The 15,785-nt window shown below is 67.5% G+C and carries 15 protein-coding genes; 8 read left to right on the forward strand and 7 right to left on the reverse strand.

Annotation, left to right across the window (positions count from 1 at the left end; translation table 11 throughout):
* Positions 1–1,080 (reverse strand): N-acetylglutaminylglutamine amidotransferase (locus C0461_RS09770; RefSeq protein WP_292106279.1); only part of this gene is annotated, 1,080 nt, incomplete at its 3' end.
* Positions 1,081–1,157: 77 nt separating this feature from the next.
* On the opposite strand from C0461_RS09770, the gene C0461_RS09775 reads away from it, so the two are divergent.
* Positions 1,158–1,649, forward strand: coding sequence for a MarR family winged helix-turn-helix transcriptional regulator (locus tag C0461_RS09775; protein WP_292106281.1), 492 nt, complete (start codon positions 1,158–1,160; stop codon positions 1,647–1,649).
* 136 nt (positions 1,650–1,785) lie between these two features.
* On the opposite strand, the gene C0461_RS09780 is transcribed toward C0461_RS09775, so the two are convergent.
* The 3 genes from C0461_RS09780 to kduD form a co-directional block, all read right to left on the reverse strand.
* Complete coding sequence (locus C0461_RS09780; protein WP_292106283.1) at positions 1,786–2,892, reverse strand: sugar kinase; 1,107 nt, start codon at positions 2,890–2,892, stop codon at positions 1,786–1,788.
* A gap of 239 nt (positions 2,893–3,131) precedes the next feature.
* On the reverse strand, positions 3,132–5,969 hold the full coding sequence (locus tag C0461_RS09785) for a TonB-dependent receptor (protein ID WP_292106284.1): 2,838 nt from the start codon (positions 5,967–5,969) through the stop codon (positions 3,132–3,134).
* Between the two features lie 184 nt (positions 5,970–6,153).
* A complete protein-coding gene (kduD, locus tag C0461_RS09790; protein ID WP_292106286.1) occupies positions 6,154–6,912 on the reverse strand; it encodes a 2-dehydro-3-deoxy-D-gluconate 5-dehydrogenase KduD in 759 nt (252 codons plus the stop codon).
* Between the two features lie 142 nt (positions 6,913–7,054).
* Between kduD and C0461_RS09795 the strand changes: the two genes are divergently transcribed.
* The gene (locus C0461_RS09795) at positions 7,055–7,699 is read left to right on the forward strand and encodes an RpiB/LacA/LacB family sugar-phosphate isomerase (RefSeq protein ID WP_292106288.1); all 645 of its coding nucleotides are present in this window, start codon (positions 7,055–7,057) and stop codon (positions 7,697–7,699) included.
* A gap of 22 nt (positions 7,700–7,721) precedes the next feature.
* Here the strand turns inward: C0461_RS09795 and C0461_RS09800 are convergent, their stop codons facing one another.
* Positions 7,722–8,786: a LacI family DNA-binding transcriptional regulator gene (locus C0461_RS09800; protein WP_292106303.1), complete on the reverse strand. Its 1,065-nt coding sequence runs from the start codon at positions 8,784–8,786 to the stop codon at positions 7,722–7,724.
* A 241-nt stretch (positions 8,787–9,027) separates the two neighbouring features.
* Between C0461_RS09800 and C0461_RS09805 the strand changes: the two genes are divergently transcribed.
* The 4 genes from C0461_RS09805 to mutL all read left to right on the forward strand — a co-directional run bounded on the left by C0461_RS09805 (position 9,028) and on the right by mutL (position 12,983).
* Positions 9,028–9,861 carry a 2-keto-4-pentenoate hydratase gene (locus tag C0461_RS09805; protein ID WP_292106289.1) on the forward strand — a complete coding sequence of 278 codons (834 nt, stop codon included), beginning with the start codon at positions 9,028–9,030 and terminating at the stop codon, positions 9,859–9,861.
* A gap of 67 nt (positions 9,862–9,928) precedes the next feature.
* Positions 9,929–10,435: a signal peptidase II gene (gene lspA / locus C0461_RS09810; RefSeq protein WP_292106291.1), complete on the forward strand. Its 507-nt coding sequence runs from the start codon at positions 9,929–9,931 to the stop codon at positions 10,433–10,435.
* Between the two features lie 55 nt (positions 10,436–10,490).
* On the forward strand, positions 10,491–11,051 hold the full coding sequence (locus C0461_RS09815) for a DUF3035 domain-containing protein (protein WP_292106293.1): 561 nt from the start codon (positions 10,491–10,493) through the stop codon (positions 11,049–11,051).
* Positions 11,052–11,132: 81 nt separating this feature from the next.
* Entirely contained in the window at positions 11,133–12,983 is a 1,851-nt protein-coding gene (gene mutL / locus C0461_RS09820) for a DNA mismatch repair endonuclease MutL (protein ID WP_292106295.1), read from the forward strand.
* 12 nt (positions 12,984–12,995) lie between these two features.
* Here mutL and C0461_RS09825 read toward each other — a convergent pair whose 3' ends face one another.
* Complete coding sequence (locus tag C0461_RS09825) at positions 12,996–13,295, reverse strand: hypothetical protein (RefSeq protein WP_292106297.1); 300 nt, start codon at positions 13,293–13,295, stop codon at positions 12,996–12,998.
* A gap of 113 nt (positions 13,296–13,408) precedes the next feature.
* Between C0461_RS09825 and C0461_RS09830 the strand changes: the two genes are divergently transcribed.
* Positions 13,409–13,918 carry a sigma-70 family RNA polymerase sigma factor gene (locus C0461_RS09830; protein WP_292106299.1) on the forward strand — a complete coding sequence of 170 codons (510 nt, stop codon included), beginning with the start codon at positions 13,409–13,411 and terminating at the stop codon, positions 13,916–13,918.
* Positions 13,915–14,472: a hypothetical protein gene (locus tag C0461_RS09835; protein ID WP_292106300.1), complete on the forward strand. Its 558-nt coding sequence runs from the start codon at positions 13,915–13,917 to the stop codon at positions 14,470–14,472. The genes C0461_RS09830 and C0461_RS09835 overlap by 4 nt, the downstream gene beginning before the upstream one ends.
* A gap of 26 nt (positions 14,473–14,498) precedes the next feature.
* On the opposite strand, the gene C0461_RS09840 is transcribed toward C0461_RS09835, so the two are convergent.
* Positions 14,499–15,785 (reverse strand): ABC transporter ATP-binding protein/permease (locus tag C0461_RS09840; RefSeq protein WP_292106302.1); only part of this gene is annotated, 1,287 nt, incomplete at its 5' end.

Here is a 15,785-nt window from a genome sequence, read left to right on the forward strand (position 1 = left end):
GACTTCCTGACTGAGCAGGTAGAAGCCCACATTGTCATAGCTGACCATGGGCTCGGACATGGCGCCGATGGTTCCGGGCAGGGCGTCCAGCAGACGGTCGTGGGGCACAAAGATCTTGTGATGCTTCGTCCCGAAATGCTTCGCGATCAGGTCGGAATAGACGAACTCGTCGCCCTTCTCGCCGTGGGCCTCCTCGAAGCCGACGGAGAAGGTCATCAGGTCCTTCTGGCCCATCTCGGCCAGCAGGCCGACGATGACGCTGGAATCCACGCCGCCGGACAGCAGCACGCCCACCGGCACATCGGCCACCATGCGGCGCTTCACGGCGGTGCGCAGACTGTCCAGCACCAGATCGCGCCACTCCTCGGCGGAGCGTTCGGCGTCGCCCGGGCCGCGCTCCAGCACCGGGGTCCAGTACAGGCGGTCCCTGGACGTGCCGTCGGGCTCGATCACGCGGATGGTGGCGGGCGGGAATTTGGTCACGCCCTTGATGATGGTGTGCGGCGGCGGGACCACCGCGTGGAAGGTCATGTAGTGGTGCAGGCCCACCGGATCGATGGAGGTGTCCACGTCGCCTGCCGCAATGAGGGCCGGCAGGGTCGAGGCGAAGCGCAGGCGCTTGCCCTTTTCCGCCAGATACAGCGGCTTGATGCCGAAGCGGTCGCGGGCGATCACCACCCGGCCGGTGTCGCGCTCGTGGATGACGAAGGCGAACATGCCCTTGAAGCGGTCCACGCATTCGATGCCCCACTGGCGCCAGGCCTTGAGGATCACCTCGGTGTCGCCATGGGAGAAGAACCGGTGGCCGGCGGCCTCGAGCTCGGCCCGCAGTTCCGGGTAGTTGTAGATGCATCCGTTGAAGGCGATGGACAGGCCCAGGTCGGAATCGACCATGGGCTGCTGGGCTTTCTCGGACAGGTCGATGATCTTCAGGCGGCGATGGCCCAGGCCGACGTTGCCGCGCAGCACCACGCCCGAGCCGTCCGGTCCGCGCGGCGCCAGGGCGTCGCACATGCGCTGCAGCGCGCCCGCGTCAGCGGGCTTGCCGTCGAAATTGATCTCGCCATTCAGGCCGCACATGGGCACTCCCCGGAAGTCGTCTTGCAATGTGGAAACAGCGTGCACAAATAGTTCGCACACAAAGGATTTCAACCCGCATGGTCAAGCTGACCGACACGCCGCCGAATTCCCTGAACGCAGACCCCAACGCGGCTGTGCTGAAATCGATGCGGCGCATCGCCCAGGCCATCGAGGTTCGGTCCCGGGAAATCGCCCGCACCAGCGGCCTGACTATCCCCCAGCTGATCGTCATGCAGTCCATTCACGCCCTGGGCCAGGTGACCACCCAGGCGGTGTCGAAGGCCGCCTCCATGTCGCCCGCCACGGTGGTGGCGGTGATGGACAAGCTGGAGGCCAAGGGGCTGATCGAGCGCTATCGCTCCGAGGTGGACCGGCGCGTGGTGCACACCCGCCTGACGGCGGCGGGACAGACCGCTCTGGGCCAGGCCCCGGGCCTGCTGAGCCGCGGGTTCGAGGACGCCTTCGCCGCCCTGTCGCCAGACCGGCGCGACGTGCTGCTGGACGCCATGGCCGACCTGGCGGAGATGATGACCGCCCATATGGCCACACCGAGGGCGGACATGGTCTGAAGCAACAACGCCCGCTCTCCGGCAAGGGAGAGCGGGCGTCGGGGCGACCGGCCTTCGGGGAGGACAAAGGACCGGTTCCGGCGCCGCCCGCGCGTCTGGGAGAGGACATTGCGCGGGCGGGTTTCGGGAAAGAAAATCAGCGGATGACGCGGGCGCCCTTGCCCTTCATCACCGCCTCGACCTCGGCGGCCTTGACCATGGAGGTGTCGCCGGGAGTCGTCATGGCCAGGGCGCCGTGCGCCGCGCCGTAGTCCACCGCCGCCTGGGGGCCCTTGCCCTCCATGAAGCCGTAGGCCAGGCCGGAGGCGAAGCCGTCGCCGCCGCCCACGCGGTCATAGATCTCCAGATCCTCGCGCATCATGGATTCATAGAACTGGCCGCCCGCATAGATGATGGCGGACCAGTCATTGACGCTGGCGGTCTTTGCGTTGCGCAGGGTGGTGGCGGCGACCTTGAAATTGGGGAATTCCTTCACCGCCGTCTGGATCATCTTCTTGAAATTGGCCGGGTCGATGGAGGAGATGTGCTCGTCCAGGCCCTCGACCTCGAAGCCGAGGCAGGCGGTGAAATCCTCTTCGTTGCCGATCATCACATCGACATATTGCGCGATGTTGCGGTTGATCTTCTGCGCCCCTTCCTTGCCGCCCTGCGACTTCCACAGGGAGGGGCGGTAGTTCAGGTCATAGGAGACTATGGTGCCGTGCTTGCGGGCGACCTCGACCGCCTCGATCACCGCCTCGGCGGTGTTGGAACCCAGGGCCGCGAAGATGCCGCCGGTGTGGAACCAGCGCACGCCTTCCTCGCCGAACAGCTTCTCCCAGTTCACCTCGCCGGGACGGATCTGCGAGGCGGCGGAGTGGCCGCGGTCCGAACAGCCCAGGGCCGGACGGACGCCGAAGCCTTTCTCGGTGAAGTTCAGGCCGACGCGGGTGTTGCGGCCCAGACCGTCGAACTCGCGCCAGACCACATGGCTCATGTCCACGCCGCCCTGCATGATGCAGTCCTCGACCAGCCAGCCGAGATCGTTGACGGGCAGGGCGGTGACCACGGTGGAGCGCTTGCCCCAGCATTTGCGCATGGCGCGGGCCACATTGTACTCGCCGCCACCTTCCCACACCTGAAAGGTGCGGGCGTTGCGCACGCGGCCGAAGCCGGGATCGAAGCGCAGCATGACCTCGCCGAACGACGCGCAGTCCCAGCGCGTCTCGCTGGCGGGGCGGATGTTCAGGATGTTGTCGGCCACGGCGTTTTCCCTCGTGTTTCGGGCCCGGCCGTTCGGAAGCGAAAGGCGCGCCGGGCGGCGCCCATCGGGTGCATTCAGCACAGGCCTGGTTCGGAGTCTTCAACCGTCCCTGCGAAGCCGCCGTTCGAGCGGGGCTCTCGTTGACGCCAGACAACTGGAAAATGACACCGGTGTCAACGCAAAAAAGAGGGCGCCGGACCCGAAGGTCCGACGCCCAGGCTGCTCAGGAAGTTACTCGATCAGAACCGGTAGCGGACGCCCGCGTAAAACTGGCGGCCGGTCTGGTGATAGACGTAGGTGCTGTCGCGCCCGCCGCCGACTTCACCGTGCCACTGGCGGTTCGGTTCGTCGGTCAGGTTCAGGCCCTCGAAGGTCAGGACGATGTTGTCCGTCACTTCATAGGACGCCGCGGCGTCGAAGGTCAGGGTCTCGGACTTGCCGATGGCCACGATGCCCAGGCCGCCGGCGTTGGCGGCCGGAACCTGCTGGAAGTAGCCGTCGCGATAGGCGGCGGAGACCCGGGCGTTGAAGCGGCCGTCATCATAATACAGCGTGGCGTTCCAAGCTTCCGGCGACAGATTAACCAGGTCCTCAGTGACGAAAGCATCGCAGGCTGAAGTTTCGCAATAGTCGATCTCGGACGCCACAAATGTGTAATTCAGGATCGCTCCCAAGTTCTCCAGCGGTCCAGGCAGGAAGTAGAACGGCTGCTGATAACTGATTTCGAAGCCCGACAGCGGTCCGCCCGGCGTGTTGGTCGGTGTGGAGAACACATACTCTTCGGTTCGCAATGGGTTAGGCGGGAAGGCTGTGGGATTCAGAGCGGTCAGTTCAGGATAGAATAGTCTCTGCTGGGTCGTCTGCACGAAGGACGATATGTCCTTGTAGAAGAAGGCGAAGGACAGCAGCGATTCCGGGGCGAAATACCATTCCACGCTCAGGTCGAAGGTGTTGGCCCGGTAAGGCTCCAACTCCACGTTCCCCAAGCTGGCGCTGGGGTTCGGCGCTTCCAGGGCGCTGAGGTTGAACACCGGGATCAGGCTGCCGACCGGGGGACGCGACATCACCTGGGCGGCGCCGAAGCGGACAATCACGTCCTGCATCGGCTCGATGGCCAGGTTCAGGGACGGCAGGGTGTCATCGTAGGTGTTCTCGCCCGTGATCGGCGTAGCGCCGGTCGCGTTGGAATAGCCGGTGGCCTCCACGTTCGTGCGCACCTGGCGGACGCCGACGTTGCCGCGGAACGGCATGGAGCCGATCATGCTGTCCCAGTCCAGCTGGACATAGGCGCCGCGAGCTTCTTCGGTGACGTTGCGGAAATTGGCCAGTGCGCGCGAGTTGCTCAGGCCCGTCAGGCGGAAGTCGCCGCCCGGCACGCCAGTGTCGCAGTTGCAGTAGATGTTGAACAACTCGGCGAAGGCCTGCAGGTCCGGCACGATCCAGGACGTGGCGTTGCCTGTGGGCATGTTCAGGTTGCCCCCGAAACCCGTCAGCAACATGGTCAGGTCGGCCATGGACACGCCGGCCGGCAGCGCCGGCATAACGTCATTGGCGGCGGCCCGGCGCAGGCCCCAGCCGTCAGACTCGAAATTCTTGTAGTGAACGCCCGTGCGCAGAGTGAAGGTGGGGTTCATCTCCCAGACGAAATTCATCTGGGCGGTGTCGTAGACGTTGGTCTGCCCGTTCGGGTTCATCCGGATTTCGGATCGCGGGTTCGCGCCCGACGGACCAGTGATGATCCAGGCGTTGGGATCGGTGACATCGAAGCCATAGTTGATCAGCGGCAGATTGCGGTTGCCGCGGAAATCGATCGAATAGCCGTCGGTGTTCTGGCGGTCGATGATGACCGTGGTCTGCTCACTGTTGTCGAAGACCGATTCCGAACGTCCCACCAGCACGTTCATGCGGAAAGTGTCGCTGAAATTGTGGTCGATATTGAAAGTGTGCTGGGTGAACTCGGTGTTCAGACGGTCGAAGCGCTGCTCGGTCCGCATGTCCATGTTGTCGAGCTCGAGATAGACCAGCTCGGCGCCGTCGGCGATCGCATCGACAATGACCACTTCCGGCTTGCCGCCCTGGGCGGCGTTCCGGCTGAGCGACCAGGCTTCAAGGAAGTTCTCCTGACGTGTGGAGTCCAGGTTCGAATAGAGCAGGTCGTAGGTGAAGGTCGTGGGGCCGTGGCCCGGACGCGCCTGCAACGACAGGGTGGCGCCGGTGCGCTCCTGCTCATGGACCAGACGGCCGTAACGCGGGATGCGCGGATGGAACAGGTTCGGCGCATTGTCTCCGCCGCCCGGCAGGGCATCCGGATTGGCGAAGCCGCTGTCGCCGTTGGCAGGACCCCAGCGCACCGAGCTGAAGCCTTCCTCGAACAGGCTGCGCTCGCTGTAGGCCAGCGAGAGCAGGGCGCCGACCTGGCCGTCCATCCAGGTGTTGCTGACCAGGAGCGCGCCGCGCGGAGCCCAGTTCTCGGCCATGTCGTTGTAGCCGTACTGCAGCGACCCGCCGGCGGTGAAGCCGGGATAATCGAACGGACGGCTGGTGCGCAGATCCACCGTGGCCCCCAGAGATCCTTCTTCGGTCTCGGCGGCGGCGGTCTTGCGGACCGTGATGTTGTTGAACAGTTCGGAGGCGAAGACATTGAAGTCGAAGCCGCGGCCGCGGTTGACGCCGCCCGATGAGTCCGTGGCCCCCGTGGTCGCCTGGGCCTCGATGCCGTTGATGCGGGTGCGGGTGAAATCCGAGCTCAGGCCGCGAACCGTCAGCGAGCGACCTTCACCTGCGTCACGGTCGATGGACACACCGGGAATCCGCTGGATCGATTCGGCCAGATTGCTGTCCGGGAAATCAGCGATGTCCTCGGCGCTGATGGCGTCCACGACGCCGGCCTCGTTGCGCTTGATGTTCAGCGCGTTGGCCAGACTGGCGCGGAAGCCGGTGACGACGATTTCTTCGACTTCGGTGACATCAGGCTGTTCCTGGGCCACGGCGGCCCCGGCGGTCATCAGAGCCACGGTCATGGCGCCCAGAGACACCCCGATCTTGTGCGCACGGCGGCGCGGATGGTTATGGGTCATCCTATCCTCCTCCCATGTACGGCCTTTTCGGGCCACCGCCGGAAGGATCATTGCCCCCCGGTCATTTGACTTGATTGTTTGACACCGGTGTCATGAGTGCGCGGAGCATTTCTGACACCGGTATCAATGCACGACACTAACTCCAAAACCGAATGCGGCGCAAGTGCGGCGTTGACGGTCGCCCTCAGCGGGCCAGCCAGCCCCCGTCCACCGGGACGATGGCGCCGTGCATGTAGTCCGACGCCGACGACGCGAGGAACACCGCCGCGCCCGCCATGTCGGACGGATCGCCCCAGCGCCCCGCCGGGATACGGGCGAGGATGTCGCGGTTGCGGGTCTCGTCGTTGCGCAGGGCCTCGGTGTTGTTGGTGGCGATGTAGCCCGGCGCGATGGCGTTGGCGTTGATGCCTTTCGACGCCCACTCGCACGCCATCAGCTTTGTGAGGCCCGCCACGCCCGATTTGGACGCGGTGTAGGACGGCACGCGGATGCCGCCCTGGAAGCTGAGCATGGAGGCGATGTTGATGATCTTGCCCTTGCGGCCGTCGGCCACCCAGCGGCGGGCGACCTGCTGGCTCAGGAAGAACAGGACCTTCAGATTGGTGTCCATCACCGCGTCCCAGTCTTCTTCCGAGAAATCCAGACTGTCCGCGCGGCGGATGATGCCGGCGTTGTTGACCAGGATGTCGACCCCGCCCGCCTTGTCCCAGGCCTCGGCCACGACACCTTCGAGGGGCGCTGTGGAGCCCAGGTCCGCCTTGATGAAGTGAAAGTTGCGGCCCAGGGCCCGCACCCTGTCGCCGGTCTCGTCGGCGTCGGAACGGCCCACGGCGACGATGTCGGCGCCGGCATCGGCCAGGCCCACGGCCATCCCCTGGCCGATGCCGGTGTTGGCGCCGGTGATCAGGGCGCAGCGCCCCGAAAGATCAAAAGAAACGGACATCCCGGCTTTCCCTGCTGCTTGTCGTGGTGCGGATTTGTCTCAGGTGGTAACCGGTGTCATACTATGATGCAACCGATGGAACGGCTCCGGCGCCAGAGCGTACGGCCAGTCGCCGCCATTCTCATTGCCCTGAAGGATCCCCATGAAAATCGCCCTGATCATCGAGAACAGCCAGGCCGCCAAGAGCCAGATCGTCCACGACGCCCTGACCGCCGTCGCAGAACCGCTGGGCCACGACGTGCATCACTACGGCATGTACACGCCCGAGGACAAAGCCTCGCTGACCTATGTGATGAACGGCCTGCTGACCGGCATCCTGCTGAACTCGGGGGCCGCCGACTTCGTGGTCACCGGCTGCGGCACGGGGACCGGCTCCATGCTGGCCGCCAACGCCATGCCTGGCGTCTTCTGCGGCCTGGTGATCGACCCTACCGACGCCTTTCTGTTCGGCCAGATCAATGACGGCAACGCCATCGCCATGCCCTACGCCAAGGGCTTCGGCTGGGCAGCCGAACTGAATCTGCAGGACGTCTACCGCAAGCTGTTCGAGGGCGAGCGCGGCCTGGGCTATCCCAAGGAGCGGGCCGAGATCATGGCCCGGAACCGGGGCATCCTGAAGGACCTGAAAGCCGTGACCTGCAAGGACATGCTGACGGTCCTGAAGTCCGTCGACCAGGACCTGCTCAAGGCCGCCGTCGCCGGCGAGCGTTTCTCTGATTATTTCTTCGCCAACGCGAAGGATCAGGAGATCCGCGACTACATCCAGGGCGTGGTCGGCCGCGGCTGATTCTGCGGGCGCCGCCGCGTCGTCAGCGGCGCGGCGGCGCGCTGGAATCCCGCGCGATCAGGGTGGGAATGACCTCCGGCTGCTCCAGCTTCGCCGGATCCAGACCCCGGCTCCTGGCCAGCAGTTTTTCCGCCGCCATGCGCCCCATGTCGCGGATGGGCAGCTTGACCGTCGTCAGGGTCGGCCAGATGCGCGACGACATGGGCGCATCGTCAAAGCCGACGATGGAGAGGTCGAACGGCACGTCGATTCCCATGTCCCGTGCAGCCTGGTAGACGCCGATGGCCATTTCGTCGTTGCCGGCGAAGATGGCCGTGGGCCGGACCTTTCGCGACAGCAGTTCGCGCGCCGCGGCCACGCCGGAGTCGAAGGTGTAGGCGCCGCGCACCACCATGTCCTCGCCTAGGGTGACGCCGGCTTCCGACAGCGCCCTGCGAAAGCCGTCGCCCCGCTCGTGGGTGGACCGGAACAGGTCCGGGCCGGTGATCATGCCGATGCGCCGATGTCCCAGCTCCACCAAGTGGCGGGCCGCCTCGGCCGCGCCGACGTGGTCATTGGTCACCACCATGTGCTCTGGCGCGTCCAGCGACACGGAGGCGATGCGCACGTAAGGACAGCCCACCTCGTTCAGCATCGACGCGACCCGCTCGTCCTCGGACACTGACGGCGGCAGCACGGCGCCGAAGAGTTTCTGACGAACAGCGAAACCGCGCACATTGGTCATGAAGTCGTCGGTCGTCCGGTCGCAGGGATGGACCACGAGCTCCATGCCCGAGCCGCGCACGGCGTCCAGGATGCCCTGCTGCATGTTCACGACGTAGTTGGGACTGGGGTTGTCGTAGATCATGCCGATCAGGAACGAGCGTCGGAACGCCAGACCCCGGGCCTGCGGATCCGGCGAGAAGCCCAGGTCGGCGATCACCGCCTCGACTTTCTCCCGCGTGTCCGCCTTGACGAAGGGCGACTGGTTGATGACCCGCGACACGGTCTTCTTGGACACGCCGGCGATGCGGGCGATGTCGTTGATGGTCGGCGCCCGGCCCGGCGTCAGGCCGTTGTCGGCGGCGGCGGCCTCTTCGTCTTCGATCCTGCTCAACTGAAGTTCCGTCCCTCTCGCGTCTCCCGCCTCTTGCATAGCCCCGCCTGACGCGCCGCGCCACCTGCGAGGCGTCCAGCAAATGTCCACCGGTGGCGAAATGAAATTGACACCGGTTTCCCACGGGGCAATGTTGGGGCGATGGGGAGTGCAGACACCGGCGCAATGAACGCCCGGGTCGCGGGACGACGATCCCGACAGCGTGAAACAGACGGACAAGAACAGCGTGACCATGGCGACCAAACCCCTGAGCGGGGCCGATACAAGCAGCAGCGATTCCGGATCGGCGATCGCGCGCGCCTTCGTGGAGGCTCGCAGCAAGGCTCGCGCCCTGCCTGACTATCCCGGACAGATTCCGGGCGGCATGGACACAGCCTACGCCATTCAGGACGAAGCCATCGGCCTGTGGGACGACCAGATCGCCGGCTGGAAGATCGGCCGCATCCCGGACGCGTGGCTTGAGCGGCTGGGCGCGCCCCGCCTGGCCGGTCCCATCTTCCGCCGCGCCGTGTGGACGGCGGTCGAGGGCGAGATCATGGATTTCCCCGTGTTTGAAGGCGGATTCGCCGCCGTCGAAGCCGAATTCATCCTGAAGCTGGCCCAGGACGCGCCTGCGGACCGCACCGACTGGACCGCCGGGGAGGCCGCCGACCTGGTCGAGACCCTCATCGTCGGCGTCGAGCCGGCGGGCAGCCCGCTGGCCACCATCAATGTTCTGGGCCCCCCAGTTGTCGCGTCCGACTTCGGCAACAACGCCGGGCTGATCCTGGGCCACGAGGTGCCGGACTGGCGCGAGCGCCTGATGGACCTGACCTGCGAGACCTTCATTGAGGGCGAAAGCGTCGGCAAGGGGGGCGCCGCGACGATTCCGGGCGGACCGCTGGAGGCCCTTGCCTTTCTGCTGAACCTCAACGCCCGACGCGGCCGGCCCCTGAAGGCCGGCGACCTGATCTCCACCGGCGCCGCCACGGGCATCCATGACATCGTCGCGGGCCAATCCTCGCGTGTGGTGTTCAACGGCGTGGGCGAAATCCTGTGCCGCGCGGTCCCGGCGAAAGCCGCCTGATCACCGGGGCCTTCACCCCGGCTTCGTCGCCTGCTAACGACGCCGTTCCCACCCGTACGGAACGCGCATGACCATTCCCCGCATCGCCTGGGCCGCCTACGCCTTCGCCGCCGCCGTGATCATGCTGGACCAGATCACCAAGGCCTGGATCCTGTACGGTCTGCATCTGCGTGAAGTGGGCCAGATTCGCGTTCTGGAACCCATCTTCAACCTCACCTTCGTGCTGAATCGGGGCGTCTCCTTCGGCCTGCTGACGGGCGGAGAGACGGGGCGCTGGCTGCTGACGGTGTTCTCCATCGCCGTGGCCGGTCTGTTGGCCTTCTGGGCCACGCGGGCGGACCGCCGCCTGCTGATCACCGCCATCGGCCTGATCATGGGCGGGGCGCTGGGCAACGCCATCGACCGCATCCGCTTCGGCGGGGTGGTGGATTTCCTGGACTTCTCGGGCCTGTATTTCCCGTGGGTCTTCAATGTGGCGGACAGCGCCATCTCGGTCGGGATTGTGCTGCTGGTCGCCGACAGCTTCATCTCCGAACGGGCCGCCAAGGTTGGCGCGGCCCATGAAAAGTCGTAATCACCCCGGTTAATCGCGATCGCGAACGCACGACCGCCTGAAAGAGCAGCTGACCATGCGACTGAATTCCACCCTGACCCTCGGCGCCATCGCCGCCACGGCCGTCGTCCTGACAGGCTGCAACAGCGTCCGTCAGGGCCTCGGGCTGGAGCGTGTGACCCCCGACGAGTTCCGCGTCATCTCCCAGGCCCCGCTCAGCGTGCCGCCGGAGTACGGCCTGCGCCCGCCGGCGCCCGGTCAGCCGCGCCCGGCCGAACTGGCGCCGGAAAGCTCGGCCCGACAGATCCTGCTGGGCCAGCGTCAGGCCATCACCCGCTCCGCCGGTGAGGAATCCCTGGTCGCCGCCGCCGGCGCCGCCCAGGCTGACCCTCTGGCGCGCTACGTCATCGACGATGAGTTCGGCGACCTGGCCCACAAGGAAGAGGGTTGGGCCAACCGCGTCATGTTCTGGCGCCGGGGGGACGCCGCCTCGCAGGGCGCGACCCAGGTCCGCACGCCGGACGGCGTGACCACCATCGACCCGGCCACCGAGGCGGCGCGCCTGCAGGCTCTCACCGGCGGGCGTGATGTGGTGATCCAGCGCGGCGGCGGCGGCATCAAGCTGCCCGGGCTCTGAACCGGCCACTCTTCCATCCAGACATTTCCGGCCCGGGCGTGATCGCGCCCGGGCCGGTTTCGTTCTAGACTGGCTGTTCGCATGCCGATCCGTCGCCTCCCCCCTGAAACCGTCAACCGCATCGCCGCCGGCGAGGTGGTCGAGCGCCCGGCCAGCGCCGTCAAGGAACTGGTCGAGAACGCGCTGGACGCAGGCGCGCGTCGGGTGGACATCCAGGCCGACGGTGGAGGGCTGTCCCGCATCCTGATCGCCGACGACGGCAAGGGCATCCCGAAGGACGAGCTGCCGCTGGCGGTGGAGCGCCACGCCACCTCCAAGCTGGAGGCGGACGACGCGGGCGACGTGGACCTGTTGCGCATCTTCACCCTCGGCTTTCGCGGCGAGGCCCTGCCGTCCATCGGCTCGGTGGCGCGGCTGACCATCACCAGCCGGGCCATGGGCGCGCCTGAGGCCTGGGGCGTGGCGGTGGAGGGCGGGGACCAGCGGCCCATCGCGCCCGGCGCCTTCCCCGGCGACCACGGGGCGCGGGTGGAGGTGCGCGACCTGTTCTACGCCACCCCCGCGCGGCTGAAATTCATGAAGTCGGCCCGCGCCGAGGCCATGGCCATCTCCGACGAGATCAGACGCCAGGCCATGGCCCATGAAGCCACCGCCTTCACCCTGACGCTGGACGGCAAGACCACCCTGCGCCTGCCCGCCGAACATCCGGGCGACGAGGGGCGGCTGAAGCGGCTGGCCGCCCTGCTTGGCCGGGACTTCGAGGACAACGCCCTGCTGATCGACCAGTCCCGCGACGGCATCCGGCTGTCGGGCTATGCGGGCCTCCCCACCTATTCCCGAGGCAATGCGGCGCACCAGTTCCTGTTCGTCAACGGGCGGCCCGTGAAGGACCGGCTGCTGCAGGGCGCGCTGCGCGGCGCCTACGCCGACTTCCTGGCCCGGGACCGGCATCCGGCGGCCGCCCTGTTCCTGGACATCGACCCGCTGTCCGTCGACGTCAACGTGCACCCGGCCAAGGCGGAGGTGCGCTTCCGCGACCCGGCGCTGGTGCGCGGCCTGATCGTCGGCGCCCTGCGCCACGCCCTGGCGGCGGCGGGACACAGGGCGTCCACCACCGTGGCGGCGGACGCCCTGTCCGGGTTCCAGCCCCATGCGGGGGTGACAGGGGCCTACAGCTCTCCCGGTCCCGCCGCAGAGGGATGGAGCGGCTGGACCGGCTGGAGCCGGCCCGAAGCCGCCGCCCAGATCATTCCCGGCCTGAACGAACGCTCGGCGCGGGTCGAGACGGCTTGGCCCGCTCCGTCGGACGCCCAGCCGTCAGGCGAGGCCGCCGGGTTTATCGACCCACTGGATTATCCGCTCGGCGCGGCGCGGGCGCAGCTGCACGCCAACTACATCGTGGCCCAGACCCGCGACGGTCTGGTCATCGTGGACCAGCACGCCGCCCACGAGCGTCTGGTCTATGAGCGCATGAAGACCCAGATGGCCGAGGGCGCGGTCACGCGACAGGCCTTGCTGACGCCCGAGGTGGTCGAGCTGGACCCGGCCGAGGCCGGGCGGGTGGCGGACCGCGCCGACGAACTGGCCGCGCTGGGCCTCATCGTCGAGGCGTTCGGCGCCGGCGCCGTGCTGGTGCGCGAGACCCCGGCCCTGCTGGGCGACTGCGACGTGCAGGGACTGATCCGCGACATCGCCGACGACCTGAGCGAACACGGCTCGGCCCTGGCCCTGACCGAGCGGCTGGGCGAAGTCTGCGGGACCATGGCCTGCCACGGATCGGTGCGCTCGGGCCGGGTGCTGTCGGCGCCCGAGATGAACGCCCTGCTGCGCCAGATGGAGGCCACCCCCCACTCCGGCCAGTGCAACCATGGCCGCCCCACCTATGTGGAGCTCAAGCTCCACGACCTGGAGAAGCTGTTCGGGCGGCGGTGATCAGGCCTCCTCTCAACCCCTACCGGTGATCTTTCTCCAGATGCGCTTTCTGGCCTCGAAGACGGACAGGCCCAGGGTCGCGGCGATGCTCCAGAACAGGGCCTCGGTGGCGACGGCAGCGACCACGGCCAGGATGATGCGGGTCTGGCGCGAGACATCCATATAGAGGCCGGCGCCAAGGGCGATCCAGGCGGCGACGGCGGCGACACCCACGGCGATGCTGAGGACGATCAGGAAACCCCGACCCTTCTTCAAGACGCTGGTCTTTTCGGGGGCGGAGGCAGGGGCGGGGGCGGCGTTTTCGATGCTCATGGCGGGTCTCCTCATCTCGGCGGGGATTTCCCGCCCTCGGAAATGAAAGTCTCGCCCGCGCCGGGAGTCTTTCAGAGGTGACGGCGGAAATCGTATCGCCGATGGTCGGGGGCATGGGATTGGGAAGAGACCGGGACTTCGAGACGCTGCTGGCCCAGCACGGCCCGATGCTGCGCCGCATCGCCGGCAGCTATGAAGCCGATCCCGAGCGGCGCCGCGAGCTGGAGCAGGACATCCTGCTGGCGGTCTGGCGCGCCCTGCCCCGCTTTCGCGGCGAGGCGCCGGTCAAGGCGTTCCTGGCGCGGGTGGCCCACAACCGGGCCGTGACCCACGTCTCCAGAGAGGCTGTCCAGCCGCGCCGCGCGCCGCTGGACGAGGCCATGCCGTCCGACGACCCGACACCTCACGATCAGGTGGAGGCCGAAGACCTGCGCGCGCGACTGACGGAAGCGGTGCGGGCCTTGCCCTTGTCGCTGCGCCAGCCCGCCGTCCTGACGCTGGAGGGATTCAGCCCCGCCGAGATCGGCCCCATGCTGGGGCTGAACGCCAACGCCGTTTCCATCCGCCTGACCCGGGCGAAGGCGGCCCTGAAAGACCTGATGAACCCGGAGGCCTCGTCATGACGCCGAACGAAGACTGGACCGAGCTGAGCGACGCCTGGACCACGCCCGGCCGCGACGATCAGGGACTGGCCGAGATGGCCCGGCAAGTGCGCCGTCGCAGCCGGTTGGGGCGGCTGAACTTTGTGTTCGAGATGGCCGGGTGCCTGCTCGCCGGCGTCATGGGCGTGTGGGTGCTGGCGGCGAGACCGGAGGATCAGTGGCTGCTTGGCGCGGCGGCCGTGCTCTTCGGCCTGTTCGGCGCCGCCATGACTCTCTGGGCGCGCGGAAGGGCGCCTGATGATCTGGAGACGCCGGAACAGGCCCTGTTCGCCGCCATTCGTCAGGCGGAGGCGGGACGCCGCTGGGCCCAGGCGGGCATCGCGGTCACCCTCGGCGCAGCCGTGTTCCTCGGGATCGCCGTGGCCGCGTACCCCATCGAGGAAGGACTGACCGTCCTGTATGCGGCAGGGGCCTTGTTCCTGCTGGGTTCGCTGGCCTTCTACCTGCGCCACCAGAACCGTTGCACCCGGCGGATCGCGCAACACAGGCGGGCGCTGGAGGACCTGGCGGCGTAGGGCCGGGACCGGAGCAACCGACGCGGTCAGGTTGAACTGCGGGCGCCGCGGGTCTGCTTGCGCCACAGGGAGGCGTATTCGCCGCCCTGACGGGCGACCAGCTCCATATGGGTTCCGCGCTCGACGATGCGGCCGTCCTTCAGCACCAGGATCTGGTCCGCGTCGGCGATGGTGGACAGGCGGTGGGCGACCACCAGCGTTGTCCGCCCGGCGCGGGCCTTCCTCAAGGTCTTCTGGATGGCCTGTTCGGTGCGGCTGTCCAGGGCGCTGGTGGCCTCGTCAAGGATCAGGATGCGCGGGTCGGCCAGCAGGGCGCGGGCGATGCCGACCCGCTGGCGTTCGCCGCCGGACAGCTTCAGGCCCCGCTCGCCAACCTTGGTGTCCATGCCCTCGGGCAGGCCCCGGATGAAATCGCCCAGTTCGGCGGCGTCGGCGGCGGCCCAGACCTCGGCCTCGGACGCGCCCGGGCGAGCGAAGGCGATGTTGACCGCCAGACTGTCGTTGAACAGGGCCACGTCCTGCGGGACCAGCGCCACGGCCCGGCGCAGGGACGCCTGGGTCACCGCGCGAGCGTCCAGCCCGTCGATCAGCACCCGTCCGACCTGTGGGTCCAGCAGGCGCAGGGCCAGCTTGACGATGGTGGACTTGCCCGCCCCCGACGGACCCACCAGCGCCATGGTCGTTCCCGGCGCGGCGATGAAGCTGATGTCGTCCAGACCCGTGGCGCGCGAGGAGTGCTGGAAGCCCACGCCCTCAAAGGCCACGGCCCCGCCCCGATCGTCAGCGGGGGGCGGCAGGTCCAGGGCGTCCGGCGCATCGGCCACCTGGGGCGACTGGCGCGTGACCTTCAGCATCTCCTCCATGTCGATGAAGGACTGGCGGATCTCGCGATAGGCGAAGCCGAGGATGTTCAGGGGGGCATAGAGGGAAATCAGGATCAGCACGGCGGCGGTCACGTCGCCCGGCCCCATGCGCCCGGCCGCCGCCTCGAACCCCGCCATGACCGCCATGACGCCGAGGCCGACGTTCATGATCAGGCCCTGGGTCATGTTCAGGACCGCCAGGGAGTTGTTGGCCTTGACCGCCGCATCGCCATAGACGCCCAGCGCCCGCTCATAGCTGTCGGCGGCGCGGGCCTCGGCCCCGAAGGCCTTGACCGTCTCGTAGTTGAGCAGGGCGTCCACCGCCTGGCCCGCGGCCTCGGAGTCCGCCGCGTTCATGATGCGGCGATGCTCCAGCCGCCAGTTTGAGATGGCGAAGGTGATGACCGCGTAGATCACGACCACCGCCACGGCCACGGCTCCGAAGCGCCA

Origin of the sequence: Brevundimonas sp. (assembly GCF_013823285.1) — a bacterium.
Classification (GTDB): domain Bacteria; phylum Pseudomonadota; class Alphaproteobacteria; order Caulobacterales; family Caulobacteraceae; genus Brevundimonas.